The sequence below is a fragment of the Metabacillus sp. GQ13 genome (genome assembly GCF_059758525.1).
The window spans coordinates 178876-203012 of the sequence record NZ_JCAXET010000010.1 but is presented as its reverse complement, the minus strand read 5'-3'; the positions used below and the strand labels follow the sequence as shown (position 1 = coordinate 203012).

Below are 24137 nucleotides of genomic sequence, written 5' to 3'. Positions count from 1 at the left end.
CATAAAAAAGAAGCTACTTTCGAAATGTATTTACGAGTAAAAAGACAAGTTGTTTTTACGTTACTCAGAATCACCAAATAAAGAAAACGATATCTACTTGTTCACAATTGAAAGTTAATTGGCTCTTATTAAGAACACCTACTTGTACTATTCTTTAGTTGCAAGTATAATAGTCTCATATTGTCTGATATTGTAAATAAGAAAGGGATTTATAAAACATGAAGGCTGGACAGCTAAAACAAGAAGAACTGCTACAAATTCTGCTAAGCGCTCACGATAAAGGCGAAAGAAAGACTGACATGACAATGAATGAATTATTAGAAGACCTAATCATACAAATTAAGAAAGTATATACAGCATAAAAATGCGGGCGCCTTAGGCGCTCGCATTTTTTAGTTTTTGGGGCCAGTCCCCAAAAAAGCAATATACCGCTCGAAAAGGGAAAAATGCGTTTAATGGGGCCAGGCCCCATTAAAGGAATTTCAACTTTAATCAAGAACAAAATAAAGAGTACCACCACAACAAACAAAGATGAAAGGTGTGTAACAATGGCGCGAAAAAAAAGAATCTGGTTTCCTGGTGCTACCTACCACATAACAGCTAGAGGAAATCGAAAAGAATTGATATTCTATGACAACAGAGATAAATACAAATATATCGACCTTCTAAAGGAAACCCGTAGAAAGTACCCGTTCTTACTCCACGCCTATTGCCTAATGAATAATCATCTCCATCTCCAACTAGAAACAAAAGAAGACTCGATCAGCCAAATTATGGGTCTCATCCATACAAAATATGCTATCTACTTCAACAATAGACACTCATTAATAGGCCACGTATTTCAAGATAGGTATGGATCAAATCTTATCCATAATGCAAATTACTTCCTAACAGTCAGTCGTTACATCCACCTCAATCCGGTAGAAGCCAATCTCGTTTCAAAGCCTGAGGACTACCAATGGAGCAGCTACCGTGAATACATCACCTCTACGAAAAATCCCGTCGTAACAACCAGCAAAACCCTCTCATACTTCACAAACTCAAATATTAAATTTTACAGAAGTTTTATAGAAGAAACTGGGGATGAAACTGAAAAGTAACAAAGTGGAGGGGCCAGTCCCCAGTCAAAGTGTCGGGGACTGGCCCCTTAACACTTTAACAAATATGACTAGCCAACCAGTTTGAAAAATTGTAAAATTATGTAGAAGGAGGTGGATGAAATGGAAGAAAGATTAAGTAGGATCGAAGACATGTTAGCACAGTTAATCTCAATGGTAGGTGGGATGAGAACGGAACAAACAGCAATGAAAGAAGAACAGTCGACAATGAAGTTAGATTTAACAACAATGAAAGAAGAACAATCAACAATGAAATCAAATTTAACAGCAATGAAAGATGATCAATCAGCAATGAAAGAAGAACAATCAACAATGAAGTCAGATCTAACAGCAATGAAAGAAGAACAGCAAACCATGCGAAGTGAAAATGAAGAGAGACATATTGAACTTATCAGTCGTTTTGAATCATTAGAAGCGGATCATGAGCACACATGGCAAAAGGCAGTTCGCAATGAAAGAGAAATTGCAAAAATTAAACACCAATTTGAGTTGTAAATCCACTGGCAGCTATCATCCACATACCCACACTACAAAAAAATCCAAAAAGAAATTACGCTATTATCGTTTTATGAAAAAATATCTGCATTGATAGATTTCCATATTAAAAAGTAACAACCTACATTGAGTCGAGTAGGTTGTTACTTTTTTCTTTAGTCTGTTAAAGGGGCCAGTCCCCAGTCAAAACGTAGTGGGGACTGGCCCCATTTTTGAATTAGAATAATAAAATGCTAGAAATAGCAAAAAAGTACAGAAGTTTCAACATTCTGATTGTTTTGAGTGTTGGTAAGATAGAAGGAGTAGTATTTCACATAGGTGATGAGAGACAACAAAATGTAAGCGTTTTAAAAAATAAAAGGAGTGAGAAATATGTTGGAAAAAATGAAAAAGAAAAGAAGGCAGAAGGTCTTAGTAATTGTCCTTGCTTCTGGGGTCGTTATTTCCGGACTTAGCTTGGAATCTGTATTAGCAAATAGCGCATACGCTAAGACACATCAGGTTGTAAAAGGTGGAAATGAAAATGTGGAAGTACAGCAGGTTGCTATTCCTCAGCTAGTAGATGAAGCGTCAATTGATTCTGTTGTGGCAGCAATGACATTGCAAGAAAAATCCTTTTTGGTTGTTGGTGGTAATAAAGGCGGGCTAACAGGTGAAAATGGAGAAATAATTGGTGGACAAGCCACAAAGGTTCCTGGAGCTGCAGGACAAACCCAAGCAATACCGCGTTTAGGCATCCCTGCAATTGTAATGGCTGATGGACCTATGGGAGTTAGAATAAATGCTACTAGAACGGACGATGACAAAACCTATTACGCAACCAAATTCCCGTCACCAACCGTTTTAGCATCTACATGGGATACTGAATTGGTCAAAGAAGTTGGTGATGCAACAAGCGATGAAATGAAGGCATATGGTATCGATCTTCTTCTTTCCCCAGGAATGAATATTCAGAGTTACCTTCTAAACGGCAGAAATTTCGAGTATTTCTCAGAAGATCCTGTGGTTACTGGAAAAATGGCAACAGCATTTGTAAATGCTGTTGAAGATAATGGTGTGGGCACAACCATTAAGCATTTTGCTGCTTTTAACCAACGAACAAACAACAATGGAAATATGGTTGTCAGTCAAAGGGCATTAAGAGAAATCTACCTAAAGGGTTTTGAAATGACTGTAAAAGAAGCTGACCCATGGACGATTATGGATTCCTACAATCAGCTAAATGGTACTTATGCAACGGAAAATAAAGAATTATTAACCGATGTATTGAGAAAAGATTTTGGTTTTACCGGCTTTGCTATGACGGATTGGGAATTTGCTGAAAGAAAGATTGTTAAGCAGGTGGAAGCAGGAACAAACTTATTTATGCCTGGTAATGCTACTCAGTCAGAAAGTATTGTTGATGCTGTAAATATCGGTAATTTGGATGAAGCTATTCTAGACCGAAATGTTAAAGAAATACTTCGTATTGTGGTTAAAACACCTACTTTTAAAGGTGCAGTAGCTTCAAATAATCCTGATCTTGAAGCAGGGGCAAAAGTCGCACGAAAAGCCGCTGCTGATGGAATGGTCCTACTTCAAAATAAAAAATCAGCATTACCGATTCAAAATAATGTAAGCGCATCCTTGTTTGGCGTGCCAATCAGTGAAATTAACACGGGTGGAAGAGGAAGTGCACTAGTAAATGCTCAAAATCAAATTGGAATTGCAGAAGGGCTAAAAAATGCAGGGCTATCTTTAAATACATCACTTATCGAAAAATACGATGATTATGTTTCAGAATTAAGAAGTCAAGATGCCTATAAAGGTACCCCAGGTACGTTTGGTTCTGTTGGACCAAAACTGCCTGAAATGGATATTAGTGAAGATGTAATAGAAGCAGCTGAAAATACAGATGTTGGTATTGTCGTTATTGGAACAGCTCCTGGGTCTTATGCTGTTGACCGTGATAAAGAAGACTTCTACCTCTCTGAATCTCAACAAGAAGTGGTCAGAAATGTCTCAAATGCCTATCATGCCAAAGGAAAGAAAGTCATTGCAGTATTAAATGTAGAAGGACCGATAGAAGTGGAAAGCTGGAAAGATAAAGTAGATGGAATTGTACTTGCGTGGCAGCCAGGCCAAGAACTAGGAAATGCAGTTGCTGATGTTTTAACTGGGAAAGTAAATCCATCAGGTAAACTCACACAAACATTCCCAGTGGACTACAGCGATCTTCCTTATGCGGATCGATACCCTGGATCTGCCAGCGGCTTCCCATATGAGGAAGATATCTATGTAGGATATCGTTACAATACAACATTTAATGTAAAGTCTTCCTATGAATTCGGCTATGGATTATCCTATACAACTTTCGACTATAGTAAGGTAAGGGTGACAAACAACAATAATTTCAAAAATAAAATTACCGTTCATGCAACAGTAGAAAATACAGGGAATGTAGCAGGAAGAGAAGCAGTACAGGTGTACGTTTCAGCTCCTGACGGTAAGCTTGAAAAGCCAGAACTAGAGTTGAAGGCGTTTACGAAAACAAAAGAATTACTTCCGGGAAAAAAAGAGAATTTAAAATTTGAGCTTAATACAAAAGACATTGCATCATTTGATGAGGGGTTATCGGCATGGGTAATAGAAAAGGGAACATATGAAGTAAAAGTAGGGGCTTCATCTACAAAAATTAAAGAAACAGCTACATTTAAAATAGATAAGGATATTCTTGTAGAAGAGGTGAATGATGTTTTAGAACCACAAGTACCAATTGATAGATTGTCTAAGTTTGATTAAAGGATGAATTTAGAAGTAAAAGGAGGAGGGAAATGTAAATGGTAAAACACCTAAAAAAAGTCATGTTTTTTATTTTAACAGTTGCAATGACACTTTCGATCAGTTTTGATACGTTTGCGAAGGAAGCGAAGGTGAAAGAAACATCTTATCAAACTGTTACAGAAATACATGACTGGGGTGCAGCGATTACAAAGGTAATTGTGGATATAGGTAAGCCAATACCCCAAGACTCAGTAACTAAGGATACGTTTAACGTTCATGTAACAAGAAGTGACGACAGGTTATCAAATCCGTTATTGGAAAAAGGGTACCGTACAGTAACAAACGCCTATGTGGCTGGAAAAAATGGCGAACCTACTGTTAGAGGAAAATATGTTGTATTAGAATTGGAAATCGGACCAAACGTATCTTTAGGCTCAGCGCTGAACTATTACAGCGGAGCTAATGTATGGATTGATTCAGAATATACCATTACACAAGTGCAAGATATTGGTTTGAATTCAGGAACAATTTCAGGTCTTGTTGTTAATATGTTTGACGGAGGAACAAGAGAACTTGTAGATGATTTCTCGACTGGAAAAGCTATTGATGATGGTATTACTTTAACTTATGCAGATTATGCACCAAAAAAAGACAAGGGGAAAAATCCATTAATCATCTGGTTACATGGTGGTGGTGAAGGTGGTACAGACCCAACTATCCCACTATCAGCAAATAAAGCCGTTAACTTTATCACTGATGACATACAATCTTATTTTGGTGGAGCATATGTTTTAGCACCTCAGACACCAACTAAATGGATGGATGGTTATCTAACTGGAGGAGCAGACGGAACTTCAAAGTATGAAGAAGCACTTATGGCATTAATCAAAGATTATGTGGCCAATAACCCTGATATCGATGCTAACAGAATTTATATTGGTGGGGCATCCAATGGTGGATATATGACAATGCTTATGGTTCGCGATTATCCAGGGTACTTTGCAGCTGCATTCCCAGTATGTGAAGGTCTAAACGATTCATTAGTTACTGAGGCAGATATCGAGAACATAGGAAAGACTCCAATTTGGTTCGTTACGGCAAAAAATGATTCAACATTACTACCAAAGAATAACACACTTCCAACCTATGATCGTTTGATCGAAGCTGGAGCTCAAGATGTTCAATTAACCTTATTTGATGATGTGCACGATACTACAGGCTTATTCAAAAATGCTGATGGAACACCATATCAATACAATGGTCATTGGTCATGGATCTATGTATATAACAATGAAGTTGAATCAACGTATAATGGGAAAACAACATCAATCATGGAATGGATGGCTTCCCAATCGTTAAATAAATAATCAGATAGGTAGATTTTCTGTAATTTCAACAAGACAGAAAGTGTCTAAAAAACGAAAGGTTTTTTTCCTTGGTAGATAATGATCAACCTTTATTTCAAAGCTACAGCATTGATAGATTTCCATATTAATAAGTAACATCCTGCATTGAATCATGTAGGTTGTTACTTTTTTCTTTAGTCCGTTAAAGGGGCCAGTCCCCAATCAAAGAGTAGTGGGGACTGGCCCCACCATCCCCACCCACAAAATCTCCCCCTACCAATTCTCACAAATATCGTCTACAATAACAGAAAACGCTTACAGGTGGGATTACATGCGCTATTTTCGTCATTTCCTATATATCATCACGTTTCTAGTATTCTTTCTAACTAGTGGACTAACATTATATTACGGAAAAGAGACCTTTCATTTTGCTGAGGGGCCTGACCCCACACAAGCTGTCCAAGGGCCAGTCCCCACAACAACTACAGCAAAATACCATTTCGTCCTCATCCCAGAAGAACTAGACAACGACTACTGGCGCTTAGTCGAACAGGGTGCGCGCGATGCTGCCAAGTTCCATAACGTCTATCTAGAGTATCTAGGCCCTAAACAAGCTAACAATGATGAGCATCTAAAAACAATCGACATGGCAATCGCAGGCCTTGTCGACGGGGTCATTACTCAGGGTCTTGGTGAGGAGGAATTTAGTGAACTTGTTACCAAAGCGAAGGAAAAGGTGATTCCGATCGTCACGATTGACACAGATGCACCGGAAAGCGCGCGGGATGTCTATGTGGGCACAGATAATTATTACTCGGGCTTTCTCGCTGGCAAGGCGATGATTAATGATACAAAGGGTGCTCAGCAAGTAGCAATTATAACTGGGAGACAAGACGCATCACATCAAAAGCTCAGAGTTGAGGGTTTTAAGGATGCGATCGCAACAGAGGATCGTATCGAGGTGATAGCGGTGGAGGAATCAAATATTACAGAGCTTGGAGCAAGTGAAGCCGCCCATAAAATCCTTAGGCAGTATCCAACGATCACGGCCTTCTATGGAACGAGTGCGCTCGATGGCATCGGCATTGCCAAGGTGGTGAGCAACGTCAAAGCGCAAGACAATCTCTATATCATTGGCTTTGACATCCTTCCAGAAACTCTTGAATACATGGAGAACGGCACCATTGAAGCAACCGTTGTGCAATTTCCCTATCAAATGGGCTACGAGGCTGTCGAGAAACTAATTCAACACACAAATGGAGAGGAACTTGAACCACTCCAGCATACTGACACAAAGGTGATCCATAAAGAAGACCTGCCAATATCGCCGTCAGCCATGGGAGAAGAGGGCCAACTATGACTAGCATTCGCAACAAGCTCTTATTATACTTCTTAGCATTTGTCGTTCTATTTAATGTGGTATCCTACTCGATTTACTTTAGCAGTACCCAATTCGTTGAAGAATATCACGGCAGCTTTGAACGCTTTTTACTATTCAATGAAATCACCCAACAATCAACGCAAATCTATGAAAAAATCAATGCCTATGTCGTTGAAAAGGACATGATGTATGTCGACGAATACAAAGATATTAAGCTACGTCTAAAAGAAAATAATAATCGACTCACCGATGAAGCAATGACGGGAATCAATAAAGCTGAACTAGCAAAATACCAGCGGATGGTCAATAACTTAATCTATGAAAGTGACATTACCATTGAGGCAGTCCGCTTTAATAATTTTGATCAATATACCAAACATGCGAAGGAAGTCCGCAATATCTCATCCTATATTCTTGAATCAACCTTACAACTCTTGAACTTGGAGCTCGCAGACTATCAAGTGTTTTATCAAGAAATGGAAGAACGTCAAACTGCCTTTAAATGGTTCATCATCAATCTGTTCAGTTCAACACTATTATTCGCACTATTTACAGCTGTCTGGTTCTCACGAGGCCTAACGAGACCACTTCGAAGTCTATCGATAGCCGCAAAGGAGATCTCGGCAGGGAACTTCGATGGACCGCCAATAACGGTAAAGACAAATGATGAACTAAAGGTGTTAAGTGAATCATTTGAACAAATGCGCGAAAATATTAAACAACTAATCGAAGAAATCAAAGAAAAATCAGAGCTCGACACATTACTTAAAGAGCTGGAATTGAAACATTTACAAAATCAAATCAACCCGCATTTCCTATTTAATACACTAAACACCGTCTCACGAATGGCCTACTTAGAAGACGCAGCCGTCACATCACGTCTGATCCAATCAGTCTCAACATTGTTGCGATCAAGCCTTGAGGACATCAATAAATCAGTCACACTAAGAGAAGAAACAAACGTTGTAAAAGAATACTTTTATATTCAAAAAACAAGATTTGCGGAGCGAATCACCTTTCAAACAAACATAGACGAAAGCTGTTTAGACGTGAGAATTCCCTCTCTAACCCTACAGCCATTAGTTGAAAATTCATTCATCCACGGCATCGAAAACCTTGAAGAAGGCGGCATCATTAGCCTAACCATCTCACGCGTTCAAGACGAAGTCATTGTAGAGGTAGCCGACAACGGAAAAGGAATCGACGAAAAAAAGAAGCAACAAATCCTATCCAAAGAGAAAATTGATTTACAAGAAGAACACCAAGGACACTCAACAGGCATCGGTCTGCGCAACGTCATCAAACGTCTAGAACTAGTCTACAAAAAACCAGACATATTAGAAATACTCTCTGAAAAAGACAAAGGAACGATCATTCGGATAAAACTACCTGGGGCCTGTCCCCACGACTTCACTGATGGGGCCAGACCCCAAGACATCGATGCTGGGGCCAGTCCCCAAAAATAAGGAGGAACCACAACATGAACATCATAATCGTCGACGATGAAATGATCGAACGAAAAGCAATGAAACGTTTCATAGAAGAAAGTGTCCCCAACAGTCTCGTCGTAGGCGAGGCTGCCAACGGGCGAAAGGCCATCGAACTTGCAAAGCAACATCAACCAGATCTGATGATCATGGATATTCATATGCCAGGGATCGATGGGCTTGAAGCGACCAGACAGATAATCGCCGAGCTTCCGAACACAAAGTTCATCATGGTTTCAGCCTACAACTCCTTTGACTATGCAAAAGAAGCGATGAAACAGGGGGTCAAGGAATACATCTTAAAACCGAGCAATAAACAAGAAACCCTTGAAGCAATATTTAGAGTAGAAAAAGAAATCAAACAAGAACGTCAGCTTGCCGAACTGACAAACCGGCAGATTATTGAAACACAGACTTTAGCCCAAAAGCAGATTATCACAGCAATTATCCAAAATGAGCAAACATCAGAAACAGAGCTATTGTACAAAAAACAATTTCCAGAGGCACAGCTAGCCTTTTTTCTCCTGTTTTCAGCCGTAGAACAAATATCAAATCTACTCAAAGAAAAAACCGTTTTCCCATACATAGAGAAGAAGTTAGGCGATAAATTGGCTGTGCTCTTTGTAACAGACAAGAAATCGCCCCATCATGTAAAGGCAGATGCGCTCACCCTTGCCCGGGTATTATGCCAAGCGTTACCGAAAACAACAACAATCGGCATTGGAAGCCCATTTGCCCAGCTAGATAAATTGCCAATATCCTACCAACAGGCATTACTAGCTTCTAGCCAGTTATCAAAGGATGCCAATGTCTCATATGGCTATCCTCAAGTAAAAGAAGAAAATGAAGACAATACCATCGCTAAGATTGAAAAATCACTACTCAACGAAATCCAAGCTGGCAGACTTGAGCAAGCGAACGATTACTTTGCGTTATATTACAAGCTCTTAAACAAAGAACTAGATGATCAAGGCCTTACTCAACATCTCAGAGAATGGGGAATTCGCTTAAAACAGAGCCTAGAAAATCAAGGGACAATCATGCGCGACCTACCGATATTAAACGCGAAAACAACAGAAGATTTTCTTGCGATCATTCGCCAACTCTGTGAACAAAGCATCCTTCAAAAAGAAGGCAATGATGCCATATCAATGGCCAAAAAATATATCAAACTTCATTATCAAGATTCCTTCAGCCTTGAGGATGTTGCCGATTATGTTGATCTGACACCAACGTATTTTACAAAGCTGTTTAAGGAGCAAACAAAACAAACATTCATTGACTATGTAACAGATTACCGAATAGAAAAATCAAAGGAGCTCCTACTCAGCACCAAGCTAAGCCTAAAAGAAATTGCGTATGAAGTCGGCTACAAAGATCCCAATTATTTTAGTCGAGTGTTTAAAAAATGGACAAATGTATCACCAAAGCAATATCGATAGCGAGATGATACAACCACAAAATAATCCTAAAATAAATAAAATAGTGCAGAAGATAAGTGAATTAATCGCTTTCATCTCCCGATATAATGATACTGTAAACGATTTCAACACAAGGGGGATTTAAGATGAAAAAGAGCTTTCTTTTAGCACTATTTTTAGTTTTCTCACTAATTGTTTCAGCATGTAGTTCAAATTCAAGTACTGACGAAAAATCAGACGATAGCAAAAAAGCGGATGGCGGAAGTGATGAACAAGCAACATTAGATATCTTTAGCTGGTGGACAGGTGCTGGTGAAGAGGATGGATTAAAAGCACTTTTAGCGATGTTTGAAGAAAAATATCCAGATGTGCCAATTGAAAATGCAGCAGTAGCGGGGGGCGCTGGAACGAATGCAAAAGCTGTTTTAGCTAGCCGTATGCAAGGGGACGATCCACCGGCAACCTTCCAAGTCCACGGTGGTGCTGAATTAAACGAAGGCTGGGTAGCCGCAGATAAAATGGAATCTCTTAATGATTTCTATGAAGAAGAAGATCTAATGGATAAATTTCCAGAGGATTTAATTGATATGGTCAGCAAAGATGGAGACATCTACTCCGTACCAGTCAATATTCACCGTGCAAATGTATTATGGTTCAACAAAAAGGTCTTTGAAGATAATGGCTTAGAAGCACCAACTACATTTGACGAGTTTTTTGAAGTAGCAGATGCACTAAAAGCAAAAGGAATCACACCACTTGCACTTGGCGATAAAGAGCCTTGGGTTGCAACACATCTTTATGAAACAGTTCTGTTAGCAGAACTAGGGTCTGAGGACTATGGCAAGCTTTGGACTGGTGAACTAGCATTTGATGATGAAAAAGTAGTCAAAGCAGCCGAAACATTCAAAAAAATGCTTAGTTATATTAACGAAGACCACGCATCACGTAACTGGCAGGATGCTTCTCAATTAGTAGCAAACGGTGAAGCAGCAATGAACGTAATGGGTGACTGGGCAAAAGGCTACTTCGTTAACGATTTAAAACTAGTTGTGAATGAAGATTTTGGCTATGTGCCAACACCTGGGACTGATGGTTTATTCCAAGTGATCACTGACACATTCGGCTTACCAAAAGGCGTTGAAAATCCAGAAGGCGTAAAGAAATTTTTAAGCGTGTTAGCATCTGTTGAAGGTCAAGATGCATTCAACACATTAAAAGGGTCGATTCCAGCACGTGTTGATGCAGACGTAGTCAAATATGATCAATATGGAAAAGATACAATGATTGACTTCAAAGCTAGCAAACTAGCACCAAGTTTAGCTCATGGATCAGCCGCATCTGAAGGCTTCCTGACAAAAGTAAACCAAAGCATCAACATCTTTGTTACACAGCAAGACGTTAAACAATTCACAGACTCTTTAGTTGCTGCCGCAGCTGAATTGAAATAATTTACATTAGGGGGTGAGAGTAAGTTTCATTCCCCTTTTTTTGGGGACAGTCCCCAAGACTAGAGCAGTGGGGACTGTCCCCACAAGGAGGAGAATCAGATGGAAGCAACAACCAAACCAACAAAACCACAGCAAAACACAGCAACCACTCTATCTAAAAAGAAGCTATCAAGAGATCATCTCATGGCCATCGCCTTTATCCTGCCATCATTAATCTTAATTTTAATTTTTGTTTACGGCTTTATCGGATGGACCGGTTATGTATCATTCAGTAATTGGAACACACTTGTTCCAGACTTTTCATTTGTCGGCTTGAAAAACTATCTCTACTTGTTCCAAGACTTCCGTTTCCAAGCGGACTTGCGTAACACGATCTTTTTCACCGTTTTATTTATTGGCTTTGTGATCATCAGTGGGATGGGTCTCGCGGTTTTACTTGACCAAAAAATCAAAGGAGAACCAATCTTCCGAAACCTATTCTTCTTCCCAATGGCCCTCTCATTTGTCGTAACAGGAGTTGTTTGGCAATGGCTGTTAAACCCATCAACAGGGGTAAACATCTTTTTTAACAAACTTGGTCTCAGTCCGAAATGGTACACAGACACAACAATTTTAGCAGGCTTCAATTGGGGAAAAATAGAATTTGGGATTCCCGTCGCGATTATTGCTGTGACGATTGCAGCAGTTTGGCAAATGACAGGCTTTTCACTTGCAATGTATTTAGCGGGGTTACGTGGTATTCCCGATGAAGTACGCGAAGCAGCACGCATGGACGGTGCATCAGAATTTCTTATCTATCGAAAAATCATTCTACCATTATTAGCTCCAATCACGGTCAGTGTGATCATCATTATGGCACATATTTCCCTGAAAATATTCGACCTCATCTACGCGATGACAGGACCAGGTGCAAACTTCGTAACAGACGTACCTGGTGTCTACATGTTCGAAACGACATTCCGGGGCAATTACTACGCAAACGGTGCGGCCATTGCCGTGATCATGCTCGTATCTGTGGCGATTTTCATCGTTCCTTACTTAATCCACAGCAGAAAAGGAGAGGCTTAACATGGCATTACAACGATTTAATAAATCAATCATCTATATCATCCTAATTGCGATGAGTCTCTTCTTTCTCATGCCAGTATACGTGATGATCATTACCAGCTTAAAACCATATGACGAAGTCACCCTAGCAACAATGTGGCAGCTGCCAACCAGCTTCGACTTTAGTGGATATACAGAAGCCTTTACAAAGCTCTCACCCAACTTAATCAATTCATTTTATCTCGTCATCCCAGCAACACTTTTATCAGCATTACTAGGAGCAATGAACGGCTATGTCCTAGCAAAATGGAAATTCAAAGGGGCAGACATCTTATTCACAGTTATCTTATTCGGAATGTTCATCCCGTATCAAAGTATTTTAATCCCATTAATCCAATTTTTACGTGAAGTCGGCCTCTACAACACAATTCCTGGACTGATCTTTGTCCACGTAGTTTACGGCCTACCAATCACAACCCTAATGTTCCGTAACTTCTACGCGAACATCCCAGACGAAATGATTGAATCAGCGAAAATTGATGGCGCTGGCTTCCTCGGAATCTTCCGTCACATCATGATTCCATTATCGATTACAAGCTTTGTCGTCGTCGCGATCTGGCAGTTCACAAACATTTGGAATGAGTTCCTGTTCGCCGTAACAATCACGACATCGGATCAACAACCAATTATGGTAGCCCTCCAAAATCTATCAGGAAGCCAAATCGTTCATTGGAATGTGCAAATGGCTGGTGCGTTGTTAGCGGCGCTGCCAACATTGCTGGTTTATATTCTATTAGGGAAGTATTTTGTGAAAGGGTTGTTGGCAGGTTCGGTGAAGGGGTAATAATAAATAGGATAATTAAGATGAAACCTCACATATCCTGTGGGGTCTCTTTATTTTTTTAAGTTTATATAAGTCTACAACAACAAGGAATTATTATTGGAAATTCAAAAAACAGCAATTGTAATTATATTGAAAATAGTTTAAAGTATACCATGCATATCAAACTAGATTAATTTGGGATTTAGGGTAAAATATGGATGAACCTCATTGGTATGACTATTCTTTGATTAAATATATAAAATTTTTGCTGGTATTAATAGTTAAATAAGAAAACTTGATATCGTACAAATTGTATCCAAATAAAAACAATAGGACGGAAATGCTAGGGGGGAGAGGATTGAACCAAATGATTCATCGGTTGAATAGAAGTATATTCATTATTTTTATGATTATTATAGTAGTGATTTTAGGTTTAAATATAAGTACTAGTAGAGGATATCACTCGATTGATAGGCTACCACCTAAATCTTTTAATTTGATTACACTAATCCTAGCAATTGTTATCATTGCGATTATGATTTTGTCTAGATCTAAAATGATTAATTTTCTTAATAACATCTCCAAAAAAACTTACATCGTTATATCACTAATTTTAATCAGTCTATTTATACAGTTGCTCTCTGTATGGTTGTTTCGTGTTAATTTATCCTGGGATTTCGGAACAATTGTTAGCAATGCTAAGCTTTTGTTAGAAGGAAAACCACTTAATGACTATTTTATTAAGTATCCTAATAACATTTTAGTGACTTGCATGCTAGCTATTGTTGGAAAAATTGCAACACCAGACCTTTTTAGTTATCAAGTTTTTAATATCATGATCATTACAGGTAGCCAATATTTAATTTATCGTATTACATCTAAAATTGCCGGAAGCTCAGTTGGTATATTGAGTTTATTTTTTAGTGTCGTTTTCTTTCCATACATTTTCTACGCACCTATTGTTTATACAGATACCATTTCCCTTATTTTTCTATTAATTCCAATAAATATCCTCTTAGGAGAAAATGGTAAGTTTAAGCATGGTATAACCTTAATCATTATTGCTTCAAGTATCTTATCATTTGGAATGATACTAAAGGGATCACTAATTATTTTTCTGATCGCTTTAAGCATTGTTTTATTTATGTTTTCTGAGAAATGGAGAAGGGTTTATTTCATGATACCGTTTATTGTGTTGGTAGTGATTAAAGCTCTTTTTAACTTTGGGATATATGATAGTGGAATAATTGATAAGCAACAGGTTGAAAGATATAGCTTTCCCGTAACCCATTGGCTAGTTATGGCCCAGAATGGAGAGCGTTATGGGAAATACGCATCAAGTGATTTTGTTTGGACACATAACCTTTTGGAAAAAAATTCAAAGGAAAAGGTGAAGCAAATTCATTATAAGGAGTTACAAAAGCGTTGGAAGGAGAAAGGATTCCTCGGTACAGTTCAATTTAATATTGAAAAATTAAATCACACCTGGACGGATGCAACATATTATTCACTTAATAAGTTGAAAAGAGTACCTGTTCATCCAGAAAACTTCAATCGGCTTGTTGATGCAAAATCTGGACACCTTATACAAGGGTATGCACGTATCCAACATCTTATTCTAGTAGCAGGGTTATTATTGATGATTATGATAAAAAATAAGAATGCATTTATAACATTTGCAATGCTTTCTATTATTGGATTTTTCCTGTTTTTCCTCATATGGGAAACCAGATCACGTTATATCGTAAGTTTAACTCCATTACTGATCATATTAAGCTGTGTTGGTTATTTTGGATTGAATAAGGAAGAAGATTACCTGAGTAACGTGGAGTAATAGTAGGAAAGGTTCTGTAATAAAAAGGAATTGTAAAGAATTTGTTAATCCCTCCTTTTGCAAGAGATCAGTTGCTGAATAAGTATATTATTTAGGAGATAAGTATGGGAAAATTACTTAAATTTGGAACAGTTGGTGTATTTAATACCCTTATAACAATAGGTAGTTATATGTTGCTTTTTGGTGCCGGCATTCACTTTATAATGGCAAACATCATTGCATATGGACTAGGTGTAATAAATAGTTATTATTGGAATAAAAATTGGGTGTTTAAAGCGAACTCAAGGAATAAAGAGCTATTTTGGAAGTTTATTATCGTCAATCTCATAACATTATCCTTTAACACCTTAAGTCTTTATGTTTTGGTAGATTATCTATATATTCACCCGATAATAGGACAACTATTTTCTATTGTCGTTGGAATGATGATGAATTATCTTTTAAATCTAAAATGGACATTTAACAATATTGGAGGAAAATAAATGAAAGACCTTATTTCCGTTGTTGTTCCGATGTATTATGAAGAAGAAGTGGCAGAGGAATGCTATAAACGGTTAAAAGATGTTATGGAAAACAACAAGATTAAATATGAATTTATTTTTGTAAATGACGGAAGTACGGACAGAACAATAGATATATTGAAGGACATTGCAATGAAAGATCATCGAGCAAAGATCGTTAACTTCTCACGTAACTTTGGACATCAAACAGCCGTAACAGCAGGAATTGATTATGCTAGTGGTGAAGCAATTATCATAATAGATGCCGATTTACAAGACCCTCCCGAGCTAATCCCGAGCCTAATTGCGAAATGGAAGGAAGGCTATGAGGTTGTTTATGCGAAAAGAAAGAAGCGAATCGGTGAATCCTGGTTCAAACTAATAACAGCTAAATACTTTTACAAGTTTATTAATTATATGTCTGATATTGAAATTCCTAAGGATACTGGCGATTTCCGAATTATTGATCGTAAAGTAGCGCATGTATTCAAGACTATGACAGAACGAAATCGGTTCGTTCGAGGCATGTTCTCATGGGTTGGTTTTACACAGACATATATAGAATATGAAAGAGATGAACGATTTGCTGGTGAAACAAAATATCCATTTAAGAAGATGGTGAAATTTGCTTCAGATGGTATTATTGCCTTTTCGACAAAGCCTTTAAGAGTGGTCATGACACTGGGTTTTATATCTGTCTTCATTTCATTGTTTGTGCTTATCTATACAATTATTATTAAATTATTTGGACATCAAGTACAAGCTGGCTGGGCATCGATCATGGTTGCAATTACATTTTTTAGTGGTAGTCAATTATTAGGTCTTGGAATTGTCGGACAATATATCGCTAGAATATACGATGAAAGCAAAAATCGCCCAATGTATATTGTTAGAGATACAGTTAATTTAGAAGCAGAAGATCGACTAGAATCTTACACTTCTATAAAAGATCATAAAGAAATGGTTAAAACTAGATAAAGAAACCCTAATGTTGGACAATCTAAAAAGATATGTTCGGGATTAGGGTTTTTCTCTATGATGTGAATAAATAAAAGGAAATTTAATATTGAGAAAAATGGGAAGGATATATTATCATTATTTGGGAAATGAAGTAGGATTGTTGTTTCCATAGCGCAGATCATTAAAGATATAGATAGTCAATCTTCAAGTTTTTAGAAAAATGATAATTTATAAACCGATAATTATTAAAAAATACTTTCATTAATTTCTATTGCTGATAAACTAAATGATAGATTATATCGTGAAGAGTTAAGGCGAATTTAAAGGAAATTATCGTAGAAATAAAAGGGGGAAACACCAAATGTACACAATCGGAATCGACCTAGGCGGCACAAACCTGCGCATCGGTCTCTTCAACGAGCAAGGAGAAATCCTCGAAGAGCACAGCTGCCCAACAGAAGCGGAAAAGGGCCCAGAATATGCCGTCACCAATATGACAGAAATCATCAACAAGCTAAAAGCACAATACGATATCAAAGCAGTAGGCATCGGCTCCCCAGGACCACTTGACCCATATGAAGGCGTCATCATCGAGCCGCCAAACCTGACTGGCTGGGTGAACATACCACTAGTGAAAATGCTAGAGGACAAAATCGGTCTACCAGTCAAACTAGAGAACGATGCAAATGCAGCAGCCCTAGCCGAAGCAACACTTGGCGCAGGGAAAGGAGCAAGCAGTGTCTTCTTTATCACCGTAAGCACAGGAATCGGTGGCGGCTATGTCGCCGATGGGCAGCTAGTATCAGGCGCGCAAGGAAGTGCTGGAGAAATTGGCAACATGATCGTCAACCCTGATCCAAACGCTTACCAAGGACCAGGCCTTAATAAAGGTGCATTAGAAGGTCTAGCAAGCGGTACAGCAATCGGTCGCATTGGAAATGAACGACTAGGCATTACAAACGGTGCCCAAGGAGTCTTCCAGCTAGTGGAACAAGGAGATCAAGCAGCACAAGCCATTCTAGATGAAACCATTAATTACCTTGCAATCGGCTTAGCGAATATCGTACATACGGTGAATCCGGAGGTTATTGTAATTGGTGGTGGAGTAATGAAGTCTAAGGAGCTAATTTTGCAACCATTAATAGAAAGAACGAAGCAATATTTGTATCCGAGTTTGAGGGAAAGCTTTATTTTAAGACCTGCTTTACTTGATCAGAAGGCTGGATTGATTGGTGCGGGGTTATTGCCTAAATAAATGTAAAACAAAAGACCAATTCTCTATGTAATTAAAAGGGAATAGGTCTTTTTTATTCGAAAATTCTTTGCTCTAAGTATAATAGCGCGAGTAATGCTAAGATTTAAGTAAAATCTGTTATGTTTCTTTATATTAATTATCATATTTTACCCAAACAATTATTTAATTCTTTGTTCCATAATTTTATATAGTGTCTACCTTCTTGTTAGCAAACATTTCAATTTTAACATTGGTATTTTAAGAATCTCCTTTTAAAACTATTACGCCTCTAACTGTAGGGGTATATATAGGGTATAACAACTAAAGAATTAGTACTCGATAAATAAAGAATGATTACATGAAAATTGATATTTGTCGAAAGAGAAATATTGAAAAATGTATATATATAGGATCAATTACCTATATACAGAAATGATTATTTTGAAATTTCCCTTCAAATGTACTGTAAATCATGTATAATAATACCGATGAAGAATAAGACGATAGTATAGACATTTCGACAAAAGTCTTAATAAAGGGAAATTATAATATTTATAAAAGGGAGAGAGAAATTAGTGGCTAATTGGACAACACCGGAGGAAATGGCAAGAAAACGTGAAATAAAGAAAAAGGTCATCACATTCACACTACCATTCATTGCAATTATTATTGGAGCACTAGTAACAATAGCAGCAAACGGACTATAAGATAATTAGGACTGATTCTAAAATGTAAGGTGTCTAGAGTCAGTCCTTCATATATGTAAGGACTTTTTTCGCTATATGGTACAATTTACCCTAAAATAAATGTAAATTTATTGTCAAAAACATGCTAAAATAAGTCCAGTAGGAAAGATACGGTTGAAATTCCACCAATTCTGTAAGAAAATGTAGAATGTGTTGTGGATATTTTACCCATTATTTAATATAATCATTTAGTTAGTGTTAATTTAATAGATCAAAATTTTTGGAGGTTATCATGGAAGAAACGATCAGCTTGAAAGAACTGTTTCTCACATTAAAGAAACGTCTTTCCCTCATTATAATCATTACTGCAATAGCGACCGCAACTAGTGGTCTTGTAAGCTACTTTTTCTTAACACCAATTTATCAATCTTCAACACAGATTCTAGTAAATCAATCAAAAAGTGAACAACAGGCTTATAACGTAAGTGAAGTACAAACGAACCTTCAGTTAATAAACACATATAACGTAATTATTAAAAGTCCTGCAATTTTAGATAAAGTTATTGAACAAGAGAAGTTAGATATGTCAGCAGGAGCACTAAACGAGTTAGTTGCTGTTTCAAGTGAACAAAATTCACAGGTTGTAAACATTACCGTTCAAAATGAAGATCCGAAACAGGCGGCAAATATTGCTAATTCAATTGCTACGACATTTCAATCTGAAATTTCAACAATAATGAAAGTGGACAATGTTAGCATTTTAACACAAGCTCAGCTCGGTGAAGATCCATCACCAATAAAACCAAAGCCATTATTAAATATGGCGATAGCATTAGTAGTAGGGTTAATGGCTGGAGTAGGTTTGGCCTTTTTACAGGAGTATCTTGATAATACAATAAAAAATGAACAAGATATTGAAAATCAGTTAGGTCTTCCTGTACTTGGAGCGATTACAACTATTAATATGGATGAAGAATCAAACGGAAAATCTAAGATGTCAACTACGTTAGGAACGCGAGGTGAGTCAGTTGGCTCGTAAGGATCGAAAGCAAATATTTCAATTACAAAATAGAAGTTTAATTTCAATGACTAATCCTAAATCACCAATAGCAGAACAATTCCGAACTATTCGAACGAATATCGAATTCTCTAGTGTTGACGAGGATCTACAAACGATAATTGTTACATCTTCAGGGCCTGCTGAAGGAAAATCTACAACAACTGCAAACTTAGCTGTTGTATTTGCACAGCAAGGGAAACGCGTGTTGCTAATTGATGCCGATTTACGTAAACCAACCGTACATTACACTTTTGGTAAAGAAAATCATGTGGGGTTATCTAATGTCCTAACTAGACAATTAACACTTGAAGAAGCTGTTAGTGTAACTTCACAAGATAAGTTATCAGTTTTATCAAGCGGACCAATTCCGCCAAATCCATCTGAATTACTGGGTTCAAAGGGAATGAAAGCTCTTTTGGAGCAAGCAAAGATCGAATATGATGTGATTATTTTGGATACACCGCCAGTATTAGCGGTTACAGATGCTCAAATTCTTTCAAATTCAGCAGATGGTGTTGTTCTTGTTGTAAGTAGCGGGAAAACAGAAATAGATTTAGCTAAGAAAGCAAAAGAACTTCTTGAAAGTGCAAAAGCTAAAATATTAGGGGTTGTATTAAATAATAAAAAAGTAGAAGACACTCAATACTACTATTATTACGGGGGGAAATAGTCACTTTCGACAGTTTACCCCTCTTTTCTTTGGTAAATAGATAGCAATAAAATCATTATGGGTTAATGTGGAAGGCGCGAGTTGGACTAGTATATTCTGGTGGAGGTGTACAATTTGATAGATATTCATAGTCATATATTGCCTGGTGTGGATGATGGTGCACAAACGATGGAAGATTCAATAAATATGGCAAGGTTAGCGGTTGAAGAAGGAATTACGAAAATCATTGCTACTCCTCATCATCAAAATGGGAAGTATATGAATAGTAAGAATGATATTTTAAATAGAGTAATAGAACTTAATCGTGTACTTCAAAATGAGAATATATCTTTAGAGGTATTGCCAGGACAGGAAACAAGAATTTATGGTGAATTGGTTGAGGATCTAGATAAGGGAGAGATTCTTCCACTTAATAATACCAACTACTTATTTATTGAGTTACCTTCTGGGCATGTGCCAAGGTATACGGAGAGGCTTTTGTTTGATGTTCAGCTGAAGGGATTAACTCCGATTATTGTACATCCTGAAAGAAATGCAGAAGTAATTGAAAATCCGGATAAATTGCTTAATCTCGTAAAAAAAGGGACGCTAACACAGGTTACCGCTGGGAGTATTACCGGGCACTTTGGAAAGAAGATTCAGAAGTTTTCCATGCAGTTGATTGAGGCGAATATGACACATTTTATTTCTTCTGATGCTCATAATGTATCAACTAGAAGCTTTAAGATTAGGGAATCGATTTCTGGAATAGAGAAGGAGTTTGGGAAACAGGCGGTATATTATTTTCGAGAGAATGCGGAGTTGCTTGCACAAGGGCAATCTGTTAATAAGCAAGAACCGAGCGAGATTAGGCGTAAGAAGTTTTTGGGGATATTTTAGAATTTTGTTAAATGAAGGAGAATTCAAAAAACTAAACCCATTGAGATAACAAATCGTTATATAAATCAAGATGCACCAATGGATAAACTATTAGAAATCCAAAAGGCTTTAAATGAAGGAAATAAAATTAGACATGAATAAATGTCTAATCAAAGAACACAAAGCTTGCGTTTTTTCATTAGATATTTATTTTGACGATATTATATTGTAAAGAAGGGGTAGAATTGAGTTATTTAAAACGAGTTTCATTATTAGTGGGGATGGATTCAACAATTGTATTATTCTCAATATTTATTGGTTATTATATTCTAAATCCTTATTTTAACTTCTATAATTTACAAATGTTATTGATTAGTTCTTTGACTTTGCTTATAAGTCATCATATATTTGCTTTTATTTATCGGTTATATCATAAGGCTTGGGAATATGCGAGTGTTGGTGAACTAGTTACGATTGTTAAGGGAGTTACATTATCAATTCTTACAGCAGCTGTCGTTCAGTCAGTAATAAGTGGTAATGTATATGTACGAGTTTTGTTTATTACCTGGCTGCTTCACATGTGTCTAATTGGTGGAACAAGATTTTCTTGGAGAATCGTAAGGGATCGCTATGTAAAATCTAAAGTAGAAAAAAAGAATGCATTGATAGTTGGTGCAGGGTCAGCTGGAACAATGCTTGTTAGACAATTATTGAAAAGTAGTGGTAGTGAGCTGAATCCAGTTGCGTTCGTAGATGATGATCAATCAAAGCAAAAGCTTCAAATATATGGTGTGAATGTATTAGGGAAAACGGAAGACATTTTCAATATTGTTGAAAAGAAAGATATCGATAATATTATAATCGCGATACCATCTTTGAGCAAAAGTGAAATTCAACGAATTTATCAAGAATGTATTAAAACAAAGGCAAAGGCAAAAATTATGCCAAAGATTGAAGATATTGCGACAGGTAAAGTATCTGTTAATCAATTTCGTGATGTACAAGTTGAGGATTTATTAGGTCGTGATCCAGTAGAGTTAAATATTGAAAGTATTTCTAAGAAGCTTACTGGTAAAACAATTCTAGTAACTGGAGCTGGGGGATCGATCGGTTCTGAAATTTGTCGCCAAGTTTGTAAGTTTAAACCTAAGAAACTGTTGCTTTTAGGTCATGGTGAAAATTCAATATATTCTATTGATATGGAATTGAAAACCCAATATAAATCAGATTTTGAAATTATTCCAGTGATCGCTGATGTACAGGATCGCCATCGTATTTTTGATGTGATGGAAGAGCATAAACCTGATGTTGTCTATCATGCTGCTGCGCATAAGCATGTGCCTTTGATGGAATATAATCCTAAAGAGGCAGTGAAAAACAATGTGATAGGGACGAAGAATGTGGCTGAAGCATCCGATACGTTTGGCGTAGGGAACTTTGTACTTGTTTCCTCAGATAAAGCTGTCAACCCTACCAATGTTATGGGTTCTACTAAAAGGATTGCAGAAATGGTTATTCAAGAATTAGATAAACACAGTCAGACGAATTTTGTTGCGGTTCGTTTTGGTAATGTTCTTGGTAGTCGTGGCAGTGTTATCCCGTTATTTAAGAATCAAATTCAAGCTGGTGGACCGGTAACGGTAACACATCCTGATATGACAAGGTACTTTATGACAATTCCAGAGGCTTCCAGGCTTGTTATGCAGGCAGGTACGCTTGCACGTGGTGGAGAGATTTTTGTCTTGGATATGGGTGAGCCAGTAAAGATTGTTGATTTGGCGGAAAACCTTATACGTTTGTCGGGATATACAGTTGACGAAATTGGAATAGAGTTTGCTGGTATACGTCCTGGTGAGAAGATGTATGAAGAACTATTAGGAGAAAAAGAAGTTCATAGTAAGGCTGTATTCCCAAAGATTTTCATTGGTAAGTCAGTTGAAGTAGATTATACAAAAGTTGAAACTTTAATTGATAATTATCCTACTTATGATTCTAGCTATATAAGAGATTATGTTTTATCCCTAGCAAATAAAAAGGAAGAATTACTGATACAAAGTTCAAATTAAATATAAGAGAAATATAAGAGGTGAATGATATGCAGAAAGTAAGAAAAGCGATTATTCCTGCTGCCGGTTTAGGGACAAGGTTTTTACCGGCGACAAAGGCGATGCCAAAAGAAATGTTACCTATAGTTGATAAACCGACGATTCAATATATTGTTGAAGAAGCAGTTGAATCTGGTATTGAAGATATTATCATTGTGACTGGTAAAGGAAAAAGAGCGATCGAGGATCATTTTGATAACTCATTTGAACTAGAGCAAAGCTTATTAGAAAAAGGGAAGCTTGAGCTTTTAAATGAAGTTCAAAAATCTTCAAATGTTGATATACACTATATTCGTCAAAAAGAGCCTAAGGGATTGGGGCATGCAGTCTGGTGTGCAAGGAAATTTATAGGTAATGAACCATTTGCTGTTCTTCTAGGTGATGATATTGTTCAGGCTCAAAAGCCTTGCTTAAAACAGCTAATTGAAGAGTACGAAAGTACACTTTCTTCTATTATAGGTGTACAGAATGTTCCTGAGAATGAAACTCATCGCTATGGGATTATTGATCCTCTTTTAAATACAGGTAGAAGATATCAGGTGAATCGATTTGTTGAAAAACCTGAGCTAGGTACTGCTCCTTCTAATTTAGCCATAATGGGAAGATATATTTTGAACCCTGAGATATTTATGTTTTTGGAAAGACAAGAAACCGGTGCTGGTGGAGAGATACAGTTGACTGATGCAATTCAGAGATTGAATGAGATTCAGAGAGTGTTTGCTTATGATTTTGAGGGTACTCGGTATGATGTTGGGGAGAAGATTGGGTTTATAAAGACTACGATTGACTTTGCGCTTAAAGATGAAAAATTGAGAGAAGATTTGGTGAAATTTCTTTTTAATAGATTAGAGATAGAGCAAGTTCCGGAGAAGGGCTAGTACGGGAGGTTATATCACTTGGG

The 24137-nt window shown here is 37.3% G+C and carries 21 protein-coding genes; all 21 read left to right on the top strand.

Features of this window, described 5'->3' with window-relative positions:
• Positions 1-218 precede the first annotated feature (218 nt).
• Complete coding sequence (locus AC6CHR_RS14370; protein WP_498249641.1) at positions 219-362, top strand: YwzD family small protein; 144 nt, start codon at positions 219-221, stop codon at positions 360-362.
• A gap of 186 nt (positions 363-548) precedes the next feature.
• The gene (locus tag AC6CHR_RS14365) at positions 549-1100 is read left to right on the top strand and encodes an REP-associated tyrosine transposase (protein WP_498249640.1); all 552 of its coding nucleotides are present in this window, start codon (positions 549-551) and stop codon (positions 1098-1100) included.
• Positions 1101-1220: 120 nt separating this feature from the next.
• Entirely contained in the window at positions 1221-1613 is a 393-nt protein-coding gene (locus tag AC6CHR_RS14360; protein WP_498249639.1) for a hypothetical protein, read from the top strand.
• Positions 1614-1985: 372 nt separating this feature from the next.
• Positions 1986-4394, top strand: a complete 2409-nt coding sequence (locus AC6CHR_RS14355; protein WP_498249638.1) for a beta-glucosidase — start codon at positions 1986-1988, stop codon at positions 4392-4394.
• A gap of 38 nt (positions 4395-4432) precedes the next feature.
• A complete protein-coding gene (locus AC6CHR_RS14350; RefSeq protein ID WP_498249637.1) occupies positions 4433-5743 on the top strand; it encodes a prolyl oligopeptidase family serine peptidase in 1311 nt (436 codons plus the stop codon).
• A 310-nt stretch (positions 5744-6053) separates the two neighbouring features.
• Positions 6054-7082 (top strand): sugar-binding protein, encoded by a 1029-nt coding sequence (locus AC6CHR_RS14345; protein ID WP_498249636.1) that lies wholly within the window; start codon positions 6054-6056, stop codon positions 7080-7082.
• On the top strand, positions 7079-8569 hold the full coding sequence (locus AC6CHR_RS14340; protein WP_498249635.1) for a sensor histidine kinase: 1491 nt from the start codon (positions 7079-7081) through the stop codon (positions 8567-8569). The genes AC6CHR_RS14345 and AC6CHR_RS14340 overlap by 4 nt, the downstream gene beginning before the upstream one ends.
• 14 nt (positions 8570-8583) lie before the next feature.
• Positions 8584-10032 (top strand): response regulator, encoded by a 1449-nt coding sequence (locus tag AC6CHR_RS14335; RefSeq protein WP_498249634.1) that lies wholly within the window; start codon positions 8584-8586, stop codon positions 10030-10032.
• 125 nt (positions 10033-10157) lie between these two features.
• Positions 10158-11459 carry an ABC transporter substrate-binding protein gene (locus AC6CHR_RS14330; RefSeq protein ID WP_498249633.1) on the top strand — a complete coding sequence of 434 codons (1302 nt, stop codon included), beginning with the start codon at positions 10158-10160 and terminating at the stop codon, positions 11457-11459.
• 183 nt (positions 11460-11642) lie between these two features.
• Positions 11643-12527: a carbohydrate ABC transporter permease gene (locus tag AC6CHR_RS14325; protein ID WP_498249686.1), complete on the top strand. Its 885-nt coding sequence runs from the start codon at positions 11643-11645 to the stop codon at positions 12525-12527.
• Position 12528: 1 nt separating this feature from the next.
• A complete protein-coding gene (locus AC6CHR_RS14320) occupies positions 12529-13350 on the top strand; it encodes a carbohydrate ABC transporter permease (protein ID WP_498249632.1) in 822 nt (273 codons plus the stop codon).
• Positions 13351-13687: 337 nt separating this feature from the next.
• Positions 13688-15163, top strand: coding sequence for a glycosyltransferase family protein (locus AC6CHR_RS14315; protein WP_498249631.1), 1476 nt, complete (start codon positions 13688-13690; stop codon positions 15161-15163).
• A 104-nt stretch (positions 15164-15267) separates the two neighbouring features.
• A complete protein-coding gene (locus AC6CHR_RS14310; RefSeq protein WP_498249630.1) occupies positions 15268-15645 on the top strand; it encodes a GtrA family protein in 378 nt (125 codons plus the stop codon).
• Positions 15646-16641 (top strand): glycosyltransferase family 2 protein, encoded by a 996-nt coding sequence (locus AC6CHR_RS14305; RefSeq protein ID WP_498249629.1) that lies wholly within the window; start codon positions 15646-15648, stop codon positions 16639-16641.
• A 343-nt stretch (positions 16642-16984) separates the two neighbouring features.
• Entirely contained in the window at positions 16985-17878 is an 894-nt protein-coding gene (locus AC6CHR_RS14300; RefSeq protein ID WP_498249628.1) for an ROK family protein, read from the top strand.
• 554 nt (positions 17879-18432) lie between these two features.
• Positions 18433-18564, top strand: coding sequence for a hypothetical protein (locus tag AC6CHR_RS14295; protein ID WP_498249626.1), 132 nt, complete (start codon positions 18433-18435; stop codon positions 18562-18564).
• A gap of 271 nt (positions 18565-18835) precedes the next feature.
• Positions 18836-19582 (top strand): YveK family protein, encoded by a 747-nt coding sequence (locus AC6CHR_RS14290; protein WP_498249625.1) that lies wholly within the window; start codon positions 18836-18838, stop codon positions 19580-19582.
• A gap of 46 nt (positions 19583-19628) precedes the next feature.
• Positions 19629-20273 carry a CpsD/CapB family tyrosine-protein kinase gene (locus AC6CHR_RS14285; RefSeq protein ID WP_498249624.1) on the top strand — a complete coding sequence of 215 codons (645 nt, stop codon included), beginning with the start codon at positions 19629-19631 and terminating at the stop codon, positions 20271-20273.
• Positions 20274-20387: 114 nt separating this feature from the next.
• Complete coding sequence (locus AC6CHR_RS14280) at positions 20388-21152, top strand: tyrosine-protein phosphatase (protein WP_498249623.1); 765 nt, start codon at positions 20388-20390, stop codon at positions 21150-21152.
• A 224-nt stretch (positions 21153-21376) separates the two neighbouring features.
• Positions 21377-23197, top strand: a complete 1821-nt coding sequence (locus AC6CHR_RS14275; RefSeq protein ID WP_498249622.1) for a polysaccharide biosynthesis protein — start codon at positions 21377-21379, stop codon at positions 23195-23197.
• A 29-nt stretch (positions 23198-23226) separates the two neighbouring features.
• Positions 23227-24114, top strand: a complete 888-nt coding sequence (gene galU, locus AC6CHR_RS14270; protein ID WP_498249621.1) for a UTP--glucose-1-phosphate uridylyltransferase GalU — start codon at positions 23227-23229, stop codon at positions 24112-24114.
• Positions 24115-24137 lie beyond the last annotated feature (23 nt).